The sequence below is a fragment of the Cupriavidus sp. OTU4054 genome (assembly GCF_038440175.1).
Classification (GTDB): domain Bacteria; phylum Pseudomonadota; class Gammaproteobacteria; order Burkholderiales; family Burkholderiaceae; genus Cupriavidus; species Cupriavidus pauculus_D.
Genome location: NZ_JASATF010000026.1, coordinates 1 through 17584 on the forward strand (window position 1 = coordinate 1; position 17584 = coordinate 17584).

Sequence of the window (17584 nt, forward strand, 5' to 3'; positions counted from 1 at the left end):
CCCCCCCCCCGCGCCGGGATTTCCCGCGGCGATATCGCGTGCCCATGCGTTCGCATCGTCGAGCCACTGCTGCGCGCGCGCCCGCAGCGCCGGCGCCACGCGCGCGGGAAAGACGATAGCCCCCACCAGCGACGCGCACACGATACCGATGACGATTTCCTCGACGCGCGAGACCGCCACATCGAAGATGTCTGCCGGATGCATGACGGTCGGCAGCGCGACGATGGGCAGCGTATAGGCGGCCAGCAGAAAGACGTAGCTGCGCGGCGATCGCTGCAGCAGCGACAGATAGACCAGCAGCACGATCCATAGCCCGATCGCGCCGGTCAGCACGATCGGCATATTGACGAGCTGCGGTACGGTGATCACCGCCGCCGCCGCGCCGAGCACGGTGCCGGCCACGCGGTAGGCGGCCTTCGACCGCGTTGCGCCCGTGAGCGGATTCGCGACGAAGTAGACGGTGGCCATGGCCCAATGCGGGCGAGGCAGACCGAAGTAAAGCGCGATGTAGAGGGCCAGCATCGCGGCCACGAATGCCTTCAGCGAGAACAGCCACTGTCGGGCATTTGGCCAGTGCGCCATAACGAGTCACGCGCCGGCGGTCCGGCGCGATTGCGGGGGTCGAGATGGGAAGTGTAGTTGCCGTGCGGACATTCCCAGCATGATTTAAGATTCGGCGATCCAGTCGAAATTTTCATAGAATCGCCATGCCCATCGACATCCGCGCGCTGCGCTATTTCGTCGAGACCGCGCGCCTCAAGAGCTTTACGCAGGCGGCTTCCTCGCTCTATGTCACCCAGTCCACCATCAGCAAGATGGTCCGGCAACTGGAGGACGAGGTCGGGCAGCCGCTGCTGATCCGCGAAGGCAAGTCCGTGCGGCTGACCGATGTGGGCAAGGTCGTCTACGACCGGGGTCAGGAAGCGCTGGGCGTGGTGCACCGGCTGACGCTGGAAGTGGCCGACCTTTCGTCGCTGGGCCGTGGCCAGCTCGAGGTGGGCATTCCGCCGATGGTCAATCTGTTCTTCTCGCCCGCTGTCAGCACGTTCCGCAAGCGCTATCCGAATCTGCAACTCACGCTGGCCGAACATGGCGGGCAAGTGATCGAGCAACGCGTCGCCAGCGGCGAGATCGAGGTCGGGGCGACGGTGCTGCCCGGCGACAGCGGACTGGCGCTGGAGACGCGGCAGTTCGCCAAGTACCCGATCTGGGCCGTGGGACCGCGCGATGCGGCATGGGCCAGGGGCCGCACCGTGCGGCTGCAGGCACTGAGCGAGGAGCCGCTGGTGCTGCTGACCGACGCGTTCTCGCTGACGCGCATGCTACGGCAGGCGTTTCTGGAGGCGCGCATCGAGCCGCGCGTGGTGGCGCAAAGCGGCCACTGGGACTTCCTCGCGTCCATGGCGGCCGCCGGTCTGGGCACGACATTCCTGCCCGAACCCCTGCTGGCGCGGCTGGAGTCGCGCGACGGGCTCGCCGTTGCGCGCCTGATCGAGCCGAACGTGGACTGGGCAATGGCCCATATCTGGTCGCCCGGCCGTTACCTGTCGCATGCGGCCAGAGCGTGGCTGGAGGTCTGCAAGGAAGTCATGGGACCCGCGCCGAAAAAGTAGGCCCCCGCCGTGGCCCAGCGAGGACAGCGTCAGGCCGCGAGCGGTTCCACGGCTGTCAGCAACGCGGCGTCGCGTACGGGTACGACCGCCGGTGCCGGCAGCATTGTGCCCGTATCCCGATACCGCAGATGCATCGCAAAGGCTTCTTCCAGCAAGTGCGGGGTCTGGCCGCCTCGCGCGCAGGCCCGATCGAAATAGTCCTGCAACGGCCCCCGGTAGCTGGGATCGACGCAGTTCGCGATGATCGCGCGCGCCCGTTCCCGGGGCGCAAGGCCACGCAGGTCCGCCAGCCCGTGCTCGGTCACGAGGATATCGACGTCATGCTCGGCATTGTCCACGTGCGAGACCATCGGCACGATGCTCGAGATCTTGCCGCCCTTCGCCACCGATTTGGTGACGAACACGGACAGCGACGCATTGCGCGCGAAGTCGCCGGAGCCGCCGATGCCGTTCATCATATGCGTGCCGCCCACGTGCGTCGAATTGACGTTGCCGTAGATATCGCATTCGAGTGCCGTGTTGATGGTGATCAGCCCAAGCCGGCGAATGACTTCCGGATGATTGCTGATCTCCTGCGGCCGCAGGACGATGCGCGACTTGTACCGCTCGATATCGCCGAGCACCTTCTGGTAGACCGGCGCCGACAGCGTCATCGACGAGGCCGAAGCAAAACGCAGCTTGCCGGCATCGAGCAGCGCGATCGTGCTGTCCTGCAGCACCTCCGAGTACATCGTCAGGTCATGGAACGGCGAATCGGCAAGACCGTGCAACACCGCGTTGGCGATGGTGCCGATACCGGCCTGCAACGGCTGCAGCGACGACGGCAGGCGGCCGGCCTCGACCTCTTTCACGAGCAGGTCGATAAGATGGCGCGCGATGCGGCGCGTGTCGTTGTCGGGCGCCGATGCATTCGACGGGCTGTCGTCGCGCTGCGTGATGACGATCGCTGCAATCTTTGCCGGATCCACGGGGATATACGGCAGGCCGATGCGCTGCTCCACCGCGATCAGCGGGATCGGCTGGCGGTAAGGCCGCGCCACGGGCAGTGCCACGTCGTGCAGGCCTTCGAGGCCGGCCGGCATGTTCATATTGATCTCGACGATCACCTTGCTGGCCTGCATCGCGAAGCTGGCCGAGTTGCCAACCGAGGTGGTCGGCACGATGCCGCCCGACTCCGTGATGGCGCAGGCCTCGATCACGGCGACGTCCACCGGGGCGATCTGGCCGCTACGCAGCAGTTCGGCGGTTTCTCCCAGATGCTGGTCGATAAACATCACCTCGCCGTTGTTGATCTTTTCGCGCAGGGTCGCATCGGACTGGAACGGCAGGCGCCGCGCGAGCACATGGCTTTCCGCGAGCACCTTGTCGACGTCGTTGCCCAGTGAAGCACCGGTGATCAGCGTGATCTGCAGCGGGTCGGTTTCGGCGCGCCGCGCCAGGGCGAATGGCACGGCCTTGGCGTCGCCCGCGCGGGTGAACCCGCTCATGCCGACGGTCATGCCGTCCTGAATGAGGCCGGCGGCCTGTTCCGCCGACATGACCTTGTCCTGGAGGTTCGCCAGCCGGATCCGATCGCGATACATCTTGTCTCCTTCTGCGGCGCGGGGGCGCCTTTTGCATGAGTTGAGTGTAGCGAGGGCGATGTATTCCGGCGGCGACATAAACGACTGGAAAGCAGTCGGGATTTTCATGGTTGGGGCGGATCGCGCGGGGGCGGGGCACCCCCGACCATGGTCGAGCTTGCCGGAATGCTTCAGGTATCTAGAATGAGGTAACAGCCACATCGCCCCCCTCCCGACACGCCAAAGGTTCCATGGCCCTCATCGGCAAGCTCGTTTCCCTGGTCAGCCGTCGCACGCTACGGTCGGAGGGGCATGTCTTTGCCGTGACGCCCGAGCGCATTGCCGTGGCGGAAGGCATTCACACCGCGCTGGCGATGGCCCCGATGCTTTGCGCGGCCGTGCTGCTCGCGCGTCCCGAGATTGCATTCGGGGCGGTCGCCGCGTTCTGGAACGTCCTGTGCGACCCGCAGGGGCCGAAGGATGAACGGCTTCGGACGATGGGCATGTTCACCGCGCTGGGTACCGTGGTGCTGCCCGCGTCCGCGTACCTCGCGCACTGGGGTTATGGCGTCAGCCTCGCGACGCTGTTCGTGCTGGTCTTTCTCTGCGGGCTCACGCGCTCGTACAAGCCCGCGCTGGGACCGATGCCCGCGCAGGCAGGCCTCATTGCCTCGCTTGCGGTGGTCATCGGCATTGCCTCGCCCGCGGAACTCTCCGGCGCCCTTGCGCAGGGCGGCTACTTCCTGCTGGGTTCGTTATGGACGATGCTGTTCTGCATCGTGCTCTGGCCGCTGCCGTTCCGGCAGTCCGCCTGCCTGACGCTCGCCACGATCTTCGCGCGGCTCGACGATATGGCTGCCCATCTGGAGTCGCTCGACGCGCGGCCGGGCATGGATACCGAAGGCTGGGACGAGTTCGATACCGTCTATCGCCGTGGCGTGCGCATGTCGATCGAGCGTGGCCGCGCGCTGGCGGCGCATGACCCGCGCACGGGCCCCGTGCTCGGCCCCGGTATCGATGCGGCGGGCCGGGTCTTCTCCGCGCTGATCGCGCTGGGGCATTCGCGGCGCAATCCCGAGGTGGCCATTCGAGACGACTGGCGGTCGCTGCTCCAGAGCCTGCGGCAACTGCTGCAAAGCCTGAGCGATCTTGCGCAGCAGGAGATGCCGATGGCCGACGTGCCGATCGCGCAGGCCCATGCCCTCGTGCGGCAGACGGCGGGCCGCAACGATCAGGCCGCGCGCGCGGTGTCGTTTGCCGCGCGGGCCATCGCGCGGCTTGGCGACCGTGGTCCTGTGCCCGTGCCGGTAACGAGCCACGCGGCAACGGCGGCCCCCACTGTGGCGTCCCCCAGCGCCGCACCCGTGGCCCCTCCCTCGGCAACCTTTCATCTCGACGCGCTGGTCTGGCGTCATGCGTTGCGCGTGGCTACCGCGTCGGTGCTGGCTTATCTGATCTGCACCGCGTTCAACGTGACGTTCGCCTACTGGGGCGCAATCGCCGCGATCGTCGTCACGCAGCCGATCTCGGCCAATACGTGGATACGCGTGGTCGAGCGCGCGTGCGGCAGCTTTCTCGGCGGGATCCTCGCGGCCTACCTGCTGACGCATGTCTCCACGCCGCTGGCGATGACGCTCGCCATCCTGCCGCTGGCGGCCATCACGGTATCGCTGCGGCTCGTGAACTACGGCCTGTTCGTCGTGTTCCTCACGCCGATGTTCATGCTGCTGTCGGATTTCATCCGCCCTACCGAGGGGTTGATCCTTGCGCGGCTGACGAACGAGTTCGTCGGCGCATGCGTCGGTGTCGCCGCGAGCTTCCTGCTATGGCCGGGGCGCGCCGGCAACGGACTGCCCGAGGCGATCTCGGCGGTGATCTCGACAAACATGGCATTTGCGGCCGCGGTAGCGCGCCTTGGCCCGAGCCACGCGGCCAAGCTCGACCAACTGCAACGCGAGGCCGGCATGGCGAGCACGCGGCTGGAAACCGCGCGTGAACGCATGCTGCTGGAGGGGCGCTGGCGGTCGGCGCGGCTGGACCGCCTGCACGAGTTGATTCACGCGGCGCGCGTGGTGTGCGGCGCGGCGGCCGTGATCGAAGTGCTGCGCACCGGCGAACCCGACGTGCGCGACCGGCAGCGTGCCGATCACTACGACGCCATCGCGGCCAGCATGCTCGGTGCGCTGAATGCCGCCGATAGCGGTCCGCCGCGCGTGGATCTCGACGCCCCCGCCGACGACCTCGACCACGCGGTGCGCAACCTCATCACGGCATTCGACGGCTATATGCGTTCTGCAGTGCAAACCGCTGCAACCGTTTGATTGCAGGCCTAATCGGCAGCGATCGCGGATTCCGCGCCCCACTCTAGTGGGGCGCATAAAGCACACGAAAACCGTATCATCACCGCGCACACAGCGCCGAAACCACACTCCCGGAAACGCCCTGCAAATCAGCCAGCACGACTGGTTGTGGCGGCGCTCGTCCCTCCATTCGTAAAACCATCCTGATCAATGAACGCATTCCAAAAAACGCTGCTCGCAACGGCCGCGTCATTCGTGCTGACCGCGCCCGCCGCACAGGCGATGGATATCGAGGCGCGTGGCGTCGGCACCGCGACGATCACCGACGATCTGGCATCGGTTCGCACGGCAGCGATGCGGCAGGCGAAGCGCAACGCGGTACTCGCGGCGCTGGACAAGGTCGTGGGTGCGGGCACGAGCAAGAACCCCGACGTACAGGCCAAGCTCGACGACCTCGTCGTGCAGGTGGGCGAGGAATCGTTCTACAGCCCCGTGCCGAGCTCGGTGGACGGGCAGTTCCGCGTCAGCATCACGCTGCGCATGGACGACAAGGAACTGCGCACGCAGATCAGCGATCTCGGCCTGGCCCTGAACACGACCGCGACGCGCAGCCAGCCCATCCTCGTGATGATGGACGAGTTTTTCACCACGCCGACGAACCTGCGCGCGCCGCTGGAAGAACTGACCGAGTTCCGTCACGAGGAAGGCAGCAGCTATAGCGACAAGGAAGCGGCATCGAGCTCGCGCAAGGCCGCCTATGCCGCGAACAGCAGCTCCGCCTATGCCTCGAAGGAACAGGCCGCTTTCGCCGTGAAGGAAGCATCGGCCGGCCGCGTGAGCGCGGCGCGCGATACGCAGGTGGCCGGTGCCGCGCGCGACGGCTACGGTGGCGAAGCGGCCGTGGCCGGCCGCGATACCGCGCGCTACGACGCCGCCAGTGCCAGCAGCCGCCAGGCCGCCGGCGCGGCATCGCGTCAGGTCGCCGCGGCCAGCACCAGCAGCGTGGCATCGGCGTCGTCGTCGCAGTCCGCCTACTCGCGCAACGTCGCCGCCGAGGACCACAACAACACGTACTTCCGCAAGCTGGTCAAGTACCAGCCGCAGAACACGGGTCCGGACAGCAAGAACTACACGTACAACGAGCTCAAGGGCCAGCTTGGCGACCTCGACATCAAGGTCATCGACAACGCGCTGTTCAAGAGCAAGTACTTCGGCAATCGTGCGATCACGCTCGACCAGCTCGAGAACGGCGCGGAACTCGCCAGGTACACGGAGTTCGCGCGGCAGGAAGCGACCGCGGACTACCTGATGATCGGCTCGTCCGTCATCTACGACGTGGGCGTCGACCGCAACTCGGGCCAGCCGGCCTGCACGGGCGTGGCCAGCACCAAGACCTTCTCGACGAAGACCGGCGAGGACATCGGCTCGGCCACGCAATCGGAGGCCGCCATCGGTATCTCTTCCGACGACTGCCGCGCGAAGCTGGCGGGCAAGCTCGCCGCGAGCCTCGGCAATCAGGTGGGCAAGCGCATCCAGGACTTCGTCAAGCGCCGCACGATGTACGGTGCAGAGTACGTGATTCGGCTGACCGGCGGCACGCTGACGCTGATGAACCGTACCGCGTTCAATCAGGCACTGAAGAACGTGCCGGGCCTCGAGAAGCCCACGCAGCGTCAGGCCGGTACCGACAAGCTCGAGGTGGTGGCCACCTACCGCGGCACCGATCCGCTGGACCAGGCCGTGGCGATGGCGCTCGGCGGCAATCCGATGTTCGCCGGGCTCGACTCGATGGTCGACGGCAATATCGTGACGCTGTGCATGAATGGCTGCGTCAAGACGAAGGCGGCACGCTGAGATGCGCAAGACATCGCTGACAACGACGGCGGCCGTCGCCGCGCTGCTGCTCGCCAGCGGCGGCGCATCGGCCGCGCCGGGCGTGGGACTGTACGTGGTGCCCGGCATTTTCTTCGACGATGCCGGCACCGGCAGCAGCAAGATCGATCCCGCATTCCGGCCCGCGCTCGATATCCGGCAGAGCGTGGCGCAGCTACAGCAGCGCGCGCAGGCCCACTTCAGATCGCTGGCGCCGACCATCGACAGCAAGAACCGCCTGCGGACGCTGGCGCTGTCGGTACAGGTCACGCGCGCCTCGCGCTACCAGATCGACAAGTCCGACGGCACGACCGATATCTATCTGCCGGTCACGCTGAGCCTGTACTTCAGCAATCCGATGACGGGCGAGGTGCTGCAGTCGTTCAGCCAGACGCGCTACGACGTGTTGACCGCGTCGCGCGCGCTGGGCCAGCCCGCCATCGAGGCCAGCGTGGCCAATGCCTATCGCAATGGCTTCACGACGCTGCTGGACACGATGCTCGCTTCCGCCGCGCGCCAGTTCAACCCGTACGTCGTGGAGACGCGCGTCGCCGATACATGGCGCGGATTCGTGATTCTCGACAAGGGCTACCGGGCGGGCATCGGCAAGGGCGACGTCATGAACGACGGCGCCAGCGAGATCCGCGTGGAGCATGCCGGCGCCGACTATGCGGTGGCCGTGCCCGTGCTGGGCAACCCGAAGGACGGTGCGGTATTCAGCCGGGCCGGCACGATGGCGCTCTCCGATGTGAAGAAGCCGCGCGTGCTGGCGCTCGTGAGCGACGGCAACAACGACCTGTCGGATGCGGTGAGCACGCAGTTGTTCACCGACAAGCTCGGCAGCGGCGCGCCGTTTGCCACGCTGCCTCTCAATGCCAACTTCAGCCAGGTGCAGGCATCGATCGACAGCAATACCGGCATCGGCCACGACGTCAGCGGCAAGCGCGCGCTGCCCGACTACTTCATCCGCATGGTGGTGCCGCCCGCGCGGCAGTACACGCTGCCGACCAACCTCGCCTACAAGACGCAGCAAAGCTATCAGGCCTGGGCGTTCGCGGAGCTGTTGTCGCGTGACGGCCGCGTACTGTACGCGGCGGACGTCACGCAGCGTATCGACGACACCGTGACGGACAAGGCCGGCTTCAATGCCGCGGACCGCCGCGAGGTGGTGCTCAAGAATGCGCTGAACGATCTGGCCGACCGCTTCGGCAAGGAAGTCCGCTTCCAGCCGCTGTCGCTGAAGGTGACGGCCGCGGCCGCCGATAGCTTCCAGATCGACGATGCGGCCGGCGCGCTGCAGAACGGCGACACCATCCGCGTGTATCACGGCATCGGCAAGCCGGGTCCGTTGACCGAGGAGGCGCTGGTGCCCACGTGGGATGCCACGGTCACCGGCCGCGACGGTTCACGCGTGACCGCCACCCCGGTACTGCCGATCGCCGGCAAGCCGCCGCGCCCCGAGGCCGGTGACGTGGTGCTGGCGGAAAGCGTCGCGGGCGCCGGCGGCGGCGGCCAGCGTCTGGCCTATTGCCCCGCCGAGAAGAGCCAGATCGGCTCGGTGGCGATGGACCGCTTCAATCTGCTGGCTTACGCGGGCGCGGCATCGGCCAGGGTCGTGATGATCAATCCCGCGCTGGCGGACCTCGTCAAGGGACGCGTGGGCGGTCAGTCGGGTTTCGCGCGCGACCTGTCGCTGCGGCCGGGCACGTATGACCGCTGCATCGAGGCGCTGTATCGCATCGATCCACGCGAGCGCAAATGCGAGGACGGCTCCTGCGCGCAGGGCTACAACGTCCGCCTCGCCTACCGGCAGCGTGCCGGCGGCAGCGTGGTGGGACAGGCGATCCTCGAGCATGGTTTTGTTTCGAACGGCTATCCCGCCGCCGCCGATGCAGGCGACGTGGCGGCATTGCAGGCCATGGACCTGGACCGCGATACCCGCACGAGCCTCGACGGCGTCATGACGCAACTGTTGAACCCCAACTGAAATTGATCCACCCGAGAACGAAAGAAGGAAACGTCAACGTGAAGAAGACCTCTGTAGCACTGGCCGCGCTCGTGAGCGGCGCCCTGTTCGTGTCCGCGCCTGCCGCCATGGCGTTCGGCCTTGGCAATATCACCTCGGCGATTCCGGGCGTGGGCGGCGGCTCCGCCGCGGCTGTGTCCGGTGGCGACATCGACGCATTCATCCAGACCGCGAACGACGCGAACCAGATGATCAGCACGTCGTCGGCGCACATCTTCAAGGCACTGGCAAGCAAGGAAGAGATCGCCGAGCTGGAAGCGCGCATGGCCGCCGCCAACGCGATTGCCGATCCGGCCGAAAAGGCGGCGGAAGTCAGCAAGATCAAGAGCGATGAAGCCACGGCCGTGCAGAAGGTACTCGCGAGCAAGGATGGCGAGGCCAAGCTGGCCTCGATGAACAAGGCGCAGATGGCCTCGTTCGGCAACGCCGCCTTCACGTTCATGCTGGGCGTGCTCAAGGACAAGCAACTGGCGGACGGCAGCACGGCGCTGGTGTCCGGCGTGTCGTCGAACCCCACGCTGCTTCCGCGTCTGGGCGCGCTGAAGGATGTGGCGTCGTCGGTGAGCTCGCAACTGAGCAACACCGCGAAGATTGGCGAAGGCCTGGTCAAGCTCGCCAAGGCAGGCAAGATCGCCTCGCTGCCGACGTCGGCTTCCGAAAAGCCGAAGAAGGTCGAGGAGATCTAAGCGTCGGGAAAGGCATGGCTCGGCAGAGCCGTGCCTTTTTTGATGCGGAGAGACTAGATACGGAAGGCCGGGTCGCCGTAGCGCTGCAGCAGCGCGGCGATGTGATCGAGGTCGGTCGTATGCGGCGAGCGCACTTCCACGACTTCCGACTCGCCACCGTAGGTCGCCGTCACGCGGCGGCGTGCCGTGAGCACGCGGTTTTCAGGCGCTGGCGCGGTCACTTCGGACCACGGTTCGACGCGATGTGTACCACTGATCCAGCCGTCGGCCGTCAGGTGCAGTTCTTCCCACTCTTCGATTTTAAGCATCGCGGATTCTAACACGCCCCCCTCCTTGCCGCCCGGGCCATCCATACGCGCAACATATGGATAACGACCCCATCGATATTTGTCATCGAATGTGGATGCGATATAGTCCTACGCTACCTTCCAAGGCTTTGCGCGCGCCGCACTCCCCCATGTTCAAATCGAAAATCATCGCTCTTGCCACGCTGATGCTGGTGCAGGCGATCCCGGTCCACGCCCAGCAGGCCAAAGACCGCGACGAGTTCTACTGGCTCGGCGAGATCAACAAGGCGACGGCCGTCATCAATTCCGAGCAGGGCCTGCTGGACAGGCAGACCGCGCAGCGCATCGCCGTGGGCCTCGACAAGGTTCTCAAGGACGGCGACCAGCCGGGCGGCAAGCGCCCGTCCACCGTCATCACGTTCGAGCCGCTGCTGATCAAGGCCGGCGGTGTGGAAGTCACGCTGCTGCATGCGGGCCGTTCGAGCCAGGACATGCATGCCACGTACCGCGCGGCCATCCTGCGCGACGACATGCTGAAGCTCGCGGCGCAACTGAATACCACGGCGACCACCGTCGTGCGACTGGCGGAGCAACATGCCAAGACCATCGTGCCGAACTACACCAATGGCGTCGCGGCGCAGCCCAACAGCTATGGCCATTACCTGCTCGGTTTCGCTGCCGCGCTGGATCGCGATGCGCAGCGCATTCGCGAGGCCTATGCGCGCCTCGACCAGTCGCCGATGGGTACGACGGTCCTGAACGGCACGAGCTGGCCGCTCGATCGCGCGCGCATGGGCAACTACCTCGGCTTCTCGAAGATCGTCAACAACGCTTACGACGCCCACCAGATCGCGGCCGTCGACCAGCCCGTGGAAGCCGGCGCGATCGTCACCAGCATCGCGCTGCATGCGGGCAGCTTTATCGAGGACGTGATGGCGCAGTACGCCAACTCGCGTCCGTGGATCCTGCTGCGGGAAGGTGGCGGCAATACCTACGTGTCCAGCGCCATGCCGCAGAAGCGCAATCCGGGCCTGCTCAACGGCACGCGCGCCGAAGCCTCCACCGCGATCACGCTGGCCATGGGCCCCGTCATGCGCGCGCACAACCTGCCGCCGGGCATGGCCGATGCCAAGGAGGTCAAGCCGAACAAGGAGATGGTCCAGAGCGCCATCAAGGTGCTGCAGGGCTGGGACCGCATCCTCAACGCGCTGGTCATCGACCGCGACCGCGCGCTGGACGAGCTGAACAGCGACTGGACGGCCTCGCAGGAACTGGCCGACGTGCTGATGCGCAAGTACAAGCTGCCGTTCCGCGTGGGCCACCACTTTGCCTCGGAAGTCGTCGACTACGCGAAGGCGAAGAACATCCGCCCGAGCGATTTCCCGTATGCGGAGGCGCAGCGCATCTACGCACAGGCCATCAAGGAGTTCGATACCGCGAACGGTCCGGCGACCCTGCCGATGAGCGAGCAGGAGTTCCGCGAGACGCTCGACCCCGTGGCCATCGTCAACCATCGCGCGACGGCCGGCGGTCCGCAGCCCGCGGAGATGGACCGCATGCTGAAGGAAGCGAAGCAGACGCTTGCCGAACAGGCCGCGTGGATTCAGGAGAAGCGCACGAAGATCGATGCGTCGCTCGCGCGGCTCGATCGCGACTTTGCGAAGCTGGCCGGCCAGCCCTGAGTGGCCGCGGCCATCCGCCTGAAGCCCGCCTCGCGCGGGCTTTTTTACGCGCATCGATTGCGTTTTTCTCAATCGAAGGCGGCAGAAATCTCGTTTGTCGGCATGGCGTCCGGCCACCAATATCGAGTCAACGCACGGCACCCGCCGCCCGCAAAGACCGATAAAGGAGACCGCCCATGTCAGCCTCAGCCGTCCCGCCCAACCTGTGGAGCGCCGACGCCCCGCCCACGCTGCTCGCCTCCCGCGACCATGCCACGGGCGAGTATGTATTCCCCGCCCTGCCCGATCACTCGCCGCTGGCCTCGCGCCATGCCACGGTGCCGGTGACGGGCGCGGGCACCGTGTACAGCTACACGATCATTCATCCCTCGGTGAAGACCGGACTCCAGCCCTATGCGCTCGGTTACGTCGACTTCGACGGTCCGGTGCGGATCTTTGGCCGGCTGGTCGGCAAGGACCGTCCCAGCATCGGCGACCGGTACATGGCGCGGGCCGACGATACGTTCGGCTACGTGTTTGTGGCAACTCAGGAGTGATGGCGATCATGCAAGACATCTACATTTCCGGCGGCGCCATGACGTCCTTCGGCCGGCACACGGGCGTGCTCGCCCCCGAGCTGGCGCAGCAGGCCATTCTCAAGGCCGTCGATGACGCGGGCGTCGCCCTCGACGGTATCGAGGCCGTGTACTGCGCCAACGTGCTGGGCGGCATGATCCTCGGCCAGCTGATCGCGCGCGATCTCGGCCTGCGCGGCATTCCCGTCTACAACGTCGAGAACGCCTGTGCCAGCGGTGCCACGGGCGTGCATCTGGCGCGCCATGCGCTCATGGCCGGACAGTATGCGACCGTGCTCGTGTTCGGCATCGAACAGCTGACCGCGCTTGGCGGCGGCACGATTCCGATGCAGCGCAACGATATCAAGACCGACCTCTACGCCACGGCCGGCATGGTGCTGCCTGCGGTCTACGCGATGCGCGGCACGCGCTTTCTGCACGAGCGCGATGCCACGCGCGAAGATCTGGCCGCGGTGGCCGTCAAGAATCGGCACCACGGCTCGCTCAACGAACTCGCACAGCAACGCACCGAGACCACCGTGGACGAGGTGCTGGCCTCGCGCATGATCGCCGATCCGCTAACGCTGCTGCAGTGCTGCCCGTCGCAGGTGGATGGTGCCGCGGCCGTCGTGATGACCACGCGCCGGCCGACGCAGCGGAAGCCCGTCAAGGTGCTCTCCTCCGTAGTGGTGTCGGGCGTGCGCGAGCAGGCCGACGACGACATCCTCGATGCCGAGATCACCGCGCGCGCCGCGCGGCAGGCGTACGACCAGGCCGGCGTGAGCCCGCGCGACGTCAACGTGGTGGAGTTGCACGATGCGTTCACCATCGCCGAACTGCTCTACTACGAGGCACTGCAACTCGCCGCGCCCGGCGATGCGGTGCCGCTGCTGCGCTCGGGTGCCACGCGCCTGGGTGGGCGCGTGCCCGTCAATCCGAGCGGCGGCCTGCTCGCCAAGGGGCATCCGCTCGGGGCCACGGGCATTGCGCAGATGGTCGAGGTGATGTGGCATCTGCAGGACCGCGCCGGCAGCCGGCAGGTCGCCGATGCGCGCATCGGCCTGACGCAGTGCACGGGCGGCGGTATCGCGGGCGTCGATCATGCCGCGTCGTCGGTGCATATTCTGGGAGTGTGAGATGAACGCGGACATCCAGCAGGTTGCCGTCGTCACCGGGGCGGCACGCGGTATCGGCCTTGGCATCGCCACGCGGCTCGCGTCACAGGGCATGGCTGTGGCGCTGCTCGATCGCGACGCCGCCGCGCTCTCCGATGCCGTGGCGGGCCTGATCCAGGCGGACTGCCGCGCAATGGGCGTGACCGTCGATCTGACGGACTCGGCCGCCGTTAACGGCGCGTTCGCGCATATCGAAGCGACGCTTGGCCGCATCGACTGCCTCGTCAACAATGCCGGCGTCGTCCGCGACATGCGCTTTCTGAAAATGCGCGACGAAGACTGGGACCTCGTCGTCGATACGAACCTGCGCGCGCCGTTCCTATGTTGCCGTGCCGCCCTGCCCGGCATGGTCGACCGTGGCTATGGCCGCATCGTCAATATCTCGTCGCGCGCGTGGCTCGGCGGCTTCGGCCAGGCCAACTATTCGTCCGCCAAGGGCGGCGTGGTCAGCCTGACGCGCTCGCTGGCCATCGAGTTCGCGGGCAAGGGCGTCACGGTCAATGCGGTGGCGCCGGGCATCGTCGATACGCCGCTGTTCCGCAACTTCGCGCCGGACGTGCAGGCGCGGCTGCAGAAGTCGGTGCCCGTGCAGCGCATCGGCACGGCCGAGGACATCGCCAACGCGGTGAGCTTCTTCGCGAGCGCCGACGCGTCGTACGTGACGGGCCAGACGCTGTACGTCTGCGGCGGCCGCAGCCTGTCGTCGCCGAGCGTGTAGGAGCCGCCATGACCGTACACCTACATATCGACGGCGCCGTGGCGCTGCTGACGATCGACCGGCCCGATGCGCTCAACGCGCTGAACGTGGCCACGCTGCATACGTTGCGCGACATACTGTGCGAGGTGCGCGACCGGTCCGAGCTTCGGGCGATCGTGCTCACCGGCAGCGGCACGCGCGCGTTCTGCGCGGGCGCGGATCTCAAAGGCACGCAGTCATCGCCCGCGTCGTACGCCGAAGCGTTGTTCCACGCACCGGATCCCGCGGCCGAGCTCGGGCTCTATCTGCGCCTGATGGACCTGAGCGCGCTGCAATGCTGGAAGCCGATGATCGCGGCCGTCAATGGCCATTGCCTGGGCGCGGGGCTGGAGATCGCGCTGCAGTGCGACCTGCGTATTGCGTCGGCGGAAGCCAGCTTCGGGCTGCCCGAGGTGCGCGTGGGATCGATTCCGGGCGTATCGGGCCTGCACCGGCTGCTCAAGGCCGTGCCGTCGGCGCATGCGATGCAGATGGTGCTGACCGGCGAACGTATCGATGCGGCCGAGGCCGCGCGCATCGGCCTGATCTCGGAGGTGACGGCGCCGGGGCAACTGGTCGATCGCGCGATGGCGCTGGCCTGCAAGATCGCCGGCAATGCACCGCTGGCGGTGCAGGCGGTCAAAAAGCTCGCGCGCCAGACCGCGCACCTGAGCGACACCGATGCGCAGGAGCTCACCGAACTCTACTGGGGCGCGCTGCGCGATACGGCGGACCGGATCGAGGGGCGCGCGGCGTTCGCCGAGAAGCGTCCGGCGGCGTTCTCGGGACGCTGAGTCGCACGCGCATAGCCGCCGATACAAACCTATACCCATACCGGAGACAACCATGAACACCCTTCCGCGCATGGCGCGCGCACTAGCCTGCTGCGCCGTTGCAACGCTCGTCTGCACGACGATGCCCGCCTCGGCACAAGGCAACTATCCGAACAAGCCGATCACGCTCGTCGTACCCTTCGCCCCCGGCGGCGGCAACGACATCCTCGCCCGCCTCATCGCCCCGAAAATGAGCCAGCAGCTGGGCCAGCCCATCGTCATCGAGAACAAGCCCGGCGCGGGCGGCAACCTCGGCGCCGACTACGTCGCGCATGCGGCGCCCGATGGCTATACGGTGGTCATCGCGTCGAGCCAGATCACGATGAACCCGTATCTCGGCATGAAGGTGCCCTTCAATATCGAGCGCGACTTCGAGGCCGTGGGCAAGATCGGATCGGTGCCGCTGATGCTGGTGTCGAACCCCGAGCAACCGTACCGCACGCTCAAGGAGTTCATCGACTACACGCGCGCCAATCCGGGCAAGGTCAGCTACAGCAGCCCGGGGCCGGGCACGCCACAGCATCTGGCGGGCGAGGTCTTCGCACGGCTCAACAAGACCGAGCTGCTGCATGTGCCCTATCGCGGCACCGGGCCGTCGATCGCCGATCTGATGGGCAATCAGGTGCAGGTGTCGTTCGCCACCTATGCCTCCGCCTCGCAATACGTCAAGACGGGCAAGCTGCGCGCGCTCGGTATCGCGGGCCAGCACCGCACCTCGCTGATGCCGGACCTGCCGACCTTTACCGAAGCGGGTCTCAAGGGCTACGACGTCGAGCTCTGGTATTGCATGCTCGCCCCGGCCAGGACCCCGCGCGCCGTGGTCGACAAGCTCAATGCCGCGTTGCTGAACGCGCTGAAGGCGCCCGACCTGGCCGAACAGTTCCGTAACCAGGGCTTCGAGGTCAAGGGCTCCTCGCCCGACGAGCTCAAGGCATATATCGGCCGGGAGTTGCAGCGCTGGCAGCGCGTGATCTCGGAGAACAACATCAGGGTCGCGATGTGACCGGGAGCCCATCATGCTAGGCAATGCACTGGACGGCCTGACCGTGATCGACTTCACGCAGATCGCCGCCGGCCCGATCTCCACGATGCTGATGGCGGACATGGGGGCGCGCGTGATCAAGGTCGAGCCGCCCGGCGGCGAGCTGGGCCGCGGCCTCGGCCCGGGCTGGCTCGGCGACGACAGCACGCTGTTCCATGCGTTCAATCGCAACAAGTCCGGTATTGCGCTGGACCTGAAGACGCCCGAGGGCGTGGCGGTGGCCCGGCGGCTGATCGCGGAGGCCGATATCGTGGTGGAGAGCATGCGGCCCGGCGTGATGGATCGGCTCGGCCTTGGCTATGCGCAACTGGCCGCCGATCACCCCGCGCTGATCTATTGCTCGATCTCGGCGTACGGCCAAACCGGCCCCTATGCGGATCGCGCGGGCGTCGACGGCATTCTGCAGGCGGACTCGGGGCTGATGAGCCTGATCGGCATCGATGGGCTCGAACCCTGCAAGGTCCAGTCGCCCGTGGTGGACGTGATGACGGGCTATGTGGCGGTGATGGGCATCCTTGCCAAGCTCGCGCAGCGGCAGCGGGATGGCAACGGCGGCCACCTCGACGTGAACCTGCTCAATGCGGCGCTGGCCCTCCAGCAATCGGCCCTGGCCGGGTATCTGGCCGATAGCGAACTGCCCGTGCGTGCGGGCAGCGCGGCGCCCTATTCCGCGCCCAATCAGGCGTTCCGGACGCGCGATGGATGGATCATGGTGGCGGCCTATATGCCGGCGCGATGGCGGAGCCTGTGCAGGGTGCTCGACGTACAGGCGCTCACCGACGATCCGCGTTTCGCTACCTCGCCGCTGCGGGTCGCGAACCGCGCGGCACTCGTCGGCGCGCTGACCGCCGTGTTCGTGACCAGAACGACGGACGAATGGCTGCCCGTGTTGCAGGCCGCGGATATCCTCTGCGCGCGGGTGGCCACGTATGCCGACGTGGCCGCGCATCCGCAGGTGGCGGCCAACCGCATGATCGCCGAGGCGCGGCATCCGGTCTTAGGCACGATTCGCATGCCCGGGTTTCCGGTATGCAGCGCCGAGGTCAACGATCGGCCGCATCGGCATGCGCCGGCGTGCGGGCAGGATACGGTGGCCGTGTTGCGGGCGTTTGGATTCGCCGAGGCCGAGATCGACGCGCTGGCCGATCGGCGGGCCATTCAGTGCGCGGCGTGACCCATGATGTGGCGCGACCCATGAGGTGGCGTGACTCATGAG

15 protein-coding genes are annotated in these 17584 nt (G+C 66.8%); 12 read left to right on the forward strand and 3 right to left on the reverse strand.

Annotated elements, in window-relative coordinates; all coding sequences use genetic code 11:
- On the reverse strand, positions 1 to 582 hold a 582-nt coding region (locus tag AAHB16_RS25350; protein WP_342052291.1), incomplete at its 3' end, for an FUSC family protein.
- 125 nt (positions 583 to 707) lie between these two features.
- Here AAHB16_RS25350 and AAHB16_RS25355 point away from each other — a divergent pair.
- Positions 708 to 1613: a LysR family transcriptional regulator gene (locus AAHB16_RS25355; protein ID WP_342052292.1), complete on the forward strand. Its 906-nt coding sequence runs from the start codon at positions 708 to 710 to the stop codon at positions 1611 to 1613.
- Positions 1614 to 1642: 29 nt separating this feature from the next.
- Here AAHB16_RS25355 and AAHB16_RS25360 read toward each other — a convergent pair whose 3' ends face one another.
- Complete coding sequence (locus AAHB16_RS25360; protein ID WP_342052293.1) at positions 1643 to 3196, reverse strand: acetyl-CoA hydrolase/transferase family protein; 1554 nt, start codon at positions 3194 to 3196, stop codon at positions 1643 to 1645.
- 230 nt (positions 3197 to 3426) lie between these two features.
- On the opposite strand from AAHB16_RS25360, the gene AAHB16_RS25365 reads away from it, so the two are divergent.
- From AAHB16_RS25365 to AAHB16_RS25380, 4 genes are all read left to right on the forward strand, one after another.
- Positions 3427 to 5496, forward strand: a complete 2070-nt coding sequence (locus tag AAHB16_RS25365; protein ID WP_342052294.1) for an FUSC family protein — start codon at positions 3427 to 3429, stop codon at positions 5494 to 5496.
- A 189-nt stretch (positions 5497 to 5685) separates the two neighbouring features.
- Positions 5686 to 7329 (forward strand): hypothetical protein, encoded by a 1644-nt coding sequence (locus AAHB16_RS25370; protein ID WP_342052295.1) that lies wholly within the window; start codon positions 5686 to 5688, stop codon positions 7327 to 7329.
- Position 7330: 1 nt separating this feature from the next.
- Complete coding sequence (locus AAHB16_RS25375; RefSeq protein WP_342052296.1) at positions 7331 to 9334, forward strand: hypothetical protein; 2004 nt, start codon at positions 7331 to 7333, stop codon at positions 9332 to 9334.
- A gap of 38 nt (positions 9335 to 9372) precedes the next feature.
- The gene (locus tag AAHB16_RS25380; protein ID WP_342052297.1) at positions 9373 to 10059 is read left to right on the forward strand and encodes a hypothetical protein; all 687 of its coding nucleotides are present in this window, start codon (positions 9373 to 9375) and stop codon (positions 10057 to 10059) included.
- A gap of 53 nt (positions 10060 to 10112) precedes the next feature.
- On the opposite strand, the gene AAHB16_RS25385 is transcribed toward AAHB16_RS25380, so the two are convergent.
- Entirely contained in the window at positions 10113 to 10367 is a 255-nt protein-coding gene (locus AAHB16_RS25385; protein WP_342052298.1) for a translation initiation factor 1, read from the reverse strand.
- A gap of 185 nt (positions 10368 to 10552) precedes the next feature.
- Between AAHB16_RS25385 and AAHB16_RS25390 the strand changes: the two genes are divergently transcribed.
- From AAHB16_RS25390 to AAHB16_RS25420, 7 genes are all read left to right on the forward strand, one after another.
- Positions 10553 to 12028 carry an argininosuccinate lyase gene (locus tag AAHB16_RS25390; RefSeq protein WP_342052338.1) on the forward strand — a complete coding sequence of 492 codons (1476 nt, stop codon included), beginning with the start codon at positions 10553 to 10555 and terminating at the stop codon, positions 12026 to 12028.
- A gap of 176 nt (positions 12029 to 12204) precedes the next feature.
- Complete coding sequence (locus AAHB16_RS25395; protein ID WP_342052299.1) at positions 12205 to 12564, forward strand: Zn-ribbon domain-containing OB-fold protein; 360 nt, start codon at positions 12205 to 12207, stop codon at positions 12562 to 12564.
- Between the two features lie 8 nt (positions 12565 to 12572).
- On the forward strand, positions 12573 to 13718 hold the full coding sequence (locus AAHB16_RS25400; protein WP_342052300.1) for a thiolase family protein: 1146 nt from the start codon (positions 12573 to 12575) through the stop codon (positions 13716 to 13718).
- Between the two features lies 1 nt (position 13719).
- Positions 13720 to 14475, forward strand: a complete 756-nt coding sequence (locus tag AAHB16_RS25405; RefSeq protein ID WP_150371790.1) for an SDR family NAD(P)-dependent oxidoreductase — start codon at positions 13720 to 13722, stop codon at positions 14473 to 14475.
- A gap of 8 nt (positions 14476 to 14483) precedes the next feature.
- A complete protein-coding gene (locus AAHB16_RS25410; protein WP_342052301.1) occupies positions 14484 to 15287 on the forward strand; it encodes an enoyl-CoA hydratase/isomerase family protein in 804 nt (267 codons plus the stop codon).
- 52 nt (positions 15288 to 15339) lie between these two features.
- Positions 15340 to 16329 carry a Bug family tripartite tricarboxylate transporter substrate binding protein gene (locus AAHB16_RS25415; protein WP_342052302.1) on the forward strand — a complete coding sequence of 330 codons (990 nt, stop codon included), beginning with the start codon at positions 15340 to 15342 and terminating at the stop codon, positions 16327 to 16329.
- 13 nt (positions 16330 to 16342) lie between these two features.
- A complete protein-coding gene (locus AAHB16_RS25420) occupies positions 16343 to 17542 on the forward strand; it encodes a CaiB/BaiF CoA transferase family protein (protein ID WP_342052303.1) in 1200 nt (399 codons plus the stop codon).
- Positions 17543 to 17584: the final 42 nt, after the last annotated feature.

Excerpts from the sequence above, each read along its gene's own strand:
- AAHB16_RS25355 (WP_342052292.1), top strand. The coding sequence starts at position 708 with ATGCCCATCGACATCCGCGCGCTGCGCTATTTCGTCGAGACCGCGCGC.
- AAHB16_RS25400 (WP_342052300.1), top strand. The coding sequence starts at position 12,573 with ATGCAAGACATCTACATTTCCGGCGGCGCCATGACGTCCTTCGGCCGG.
- AAHB16_RS25370 (WP_342052295.1), top strand. The coding sequence starts at position 5,686 with ATGAACGCATTCCAAAAAACGCTGCTCGCAACGGCCGCGTCATTCGTG.
- AAHB16_RS25395 (WP_342052299.1), top strand. The coding sequence starts at position 12,205 with ATGTCAGCCTCAGCCGTCCCGCCCAACCTGTGGAGCGCCGACGCCCCG.
- AAHB16_RS25420 (WP_342052303.1), top strand. The coding sequence starts at position 16,343 with ATGCTAGGCAATGCACTGGACGGCCTGACCGTGATCGACTTCACGCAG.
- AAHB16_RS25390 (WP_342052338.1), top strand. The coding sequence starts at position 10,553 with ATGCTGGTGCAGGCGATCCCGGTCCACGCCCAGCAGGCCAAAGACCGC.
- AAHB16_RS25410 (WP_342052301.1), top strand. The coding sequence starts at position 14,484 with ATGACCGTACACCTACATATCGACGGCGCCGTGGCGCTGCTGACGATC.
- AAHB16_RS25385 (WP_342052298.1), bottom strand. The coding sequence starts at position 10,367 with ATGCTTAAAATCGAAGAGTGGGAAGAACTGCACCTGACGGCCGACGGC.
- AAHB16_RS25375 (WP_342052296.1), top strand. The coding sequence starts at position 7,331 with ATGCGCAAGACATCGCTGACAACGACGGCGGCCGTCGCCGCGCTGCTG.
- AAHB16_RS25360 (WP_342052293.1), bottom strand. The coding sequence starts at position 3,196 with ATGTATCGCGATCGGATCCGGCTGGCGAACCTCCAGGACAAGGTCATG.
- AAHB16_RS25415 (WP_342052302.1), top strand. The coding sequence starts at position 15,340 with ATGAACACCCTTCCGCGCATGGCGCGCGCACTAGCCTGCTGCGCCGTT.
- AAHB16_RS25405 (WP_150371790.1), top strand. The coding sequence starts at position 13,720 with ATGAACGCGGACATCCAGCAGGTTGCCGTCGTCACCGGGGCGGCACGC.
- AAHB16_RS25365 (WP_342052294.1), top strand. The coding sequence starts at position 3,427 with ATGGCCCTCATCGGCAAGCTCGTTTCCCTGGTCAGCCGTCGCACGCTA.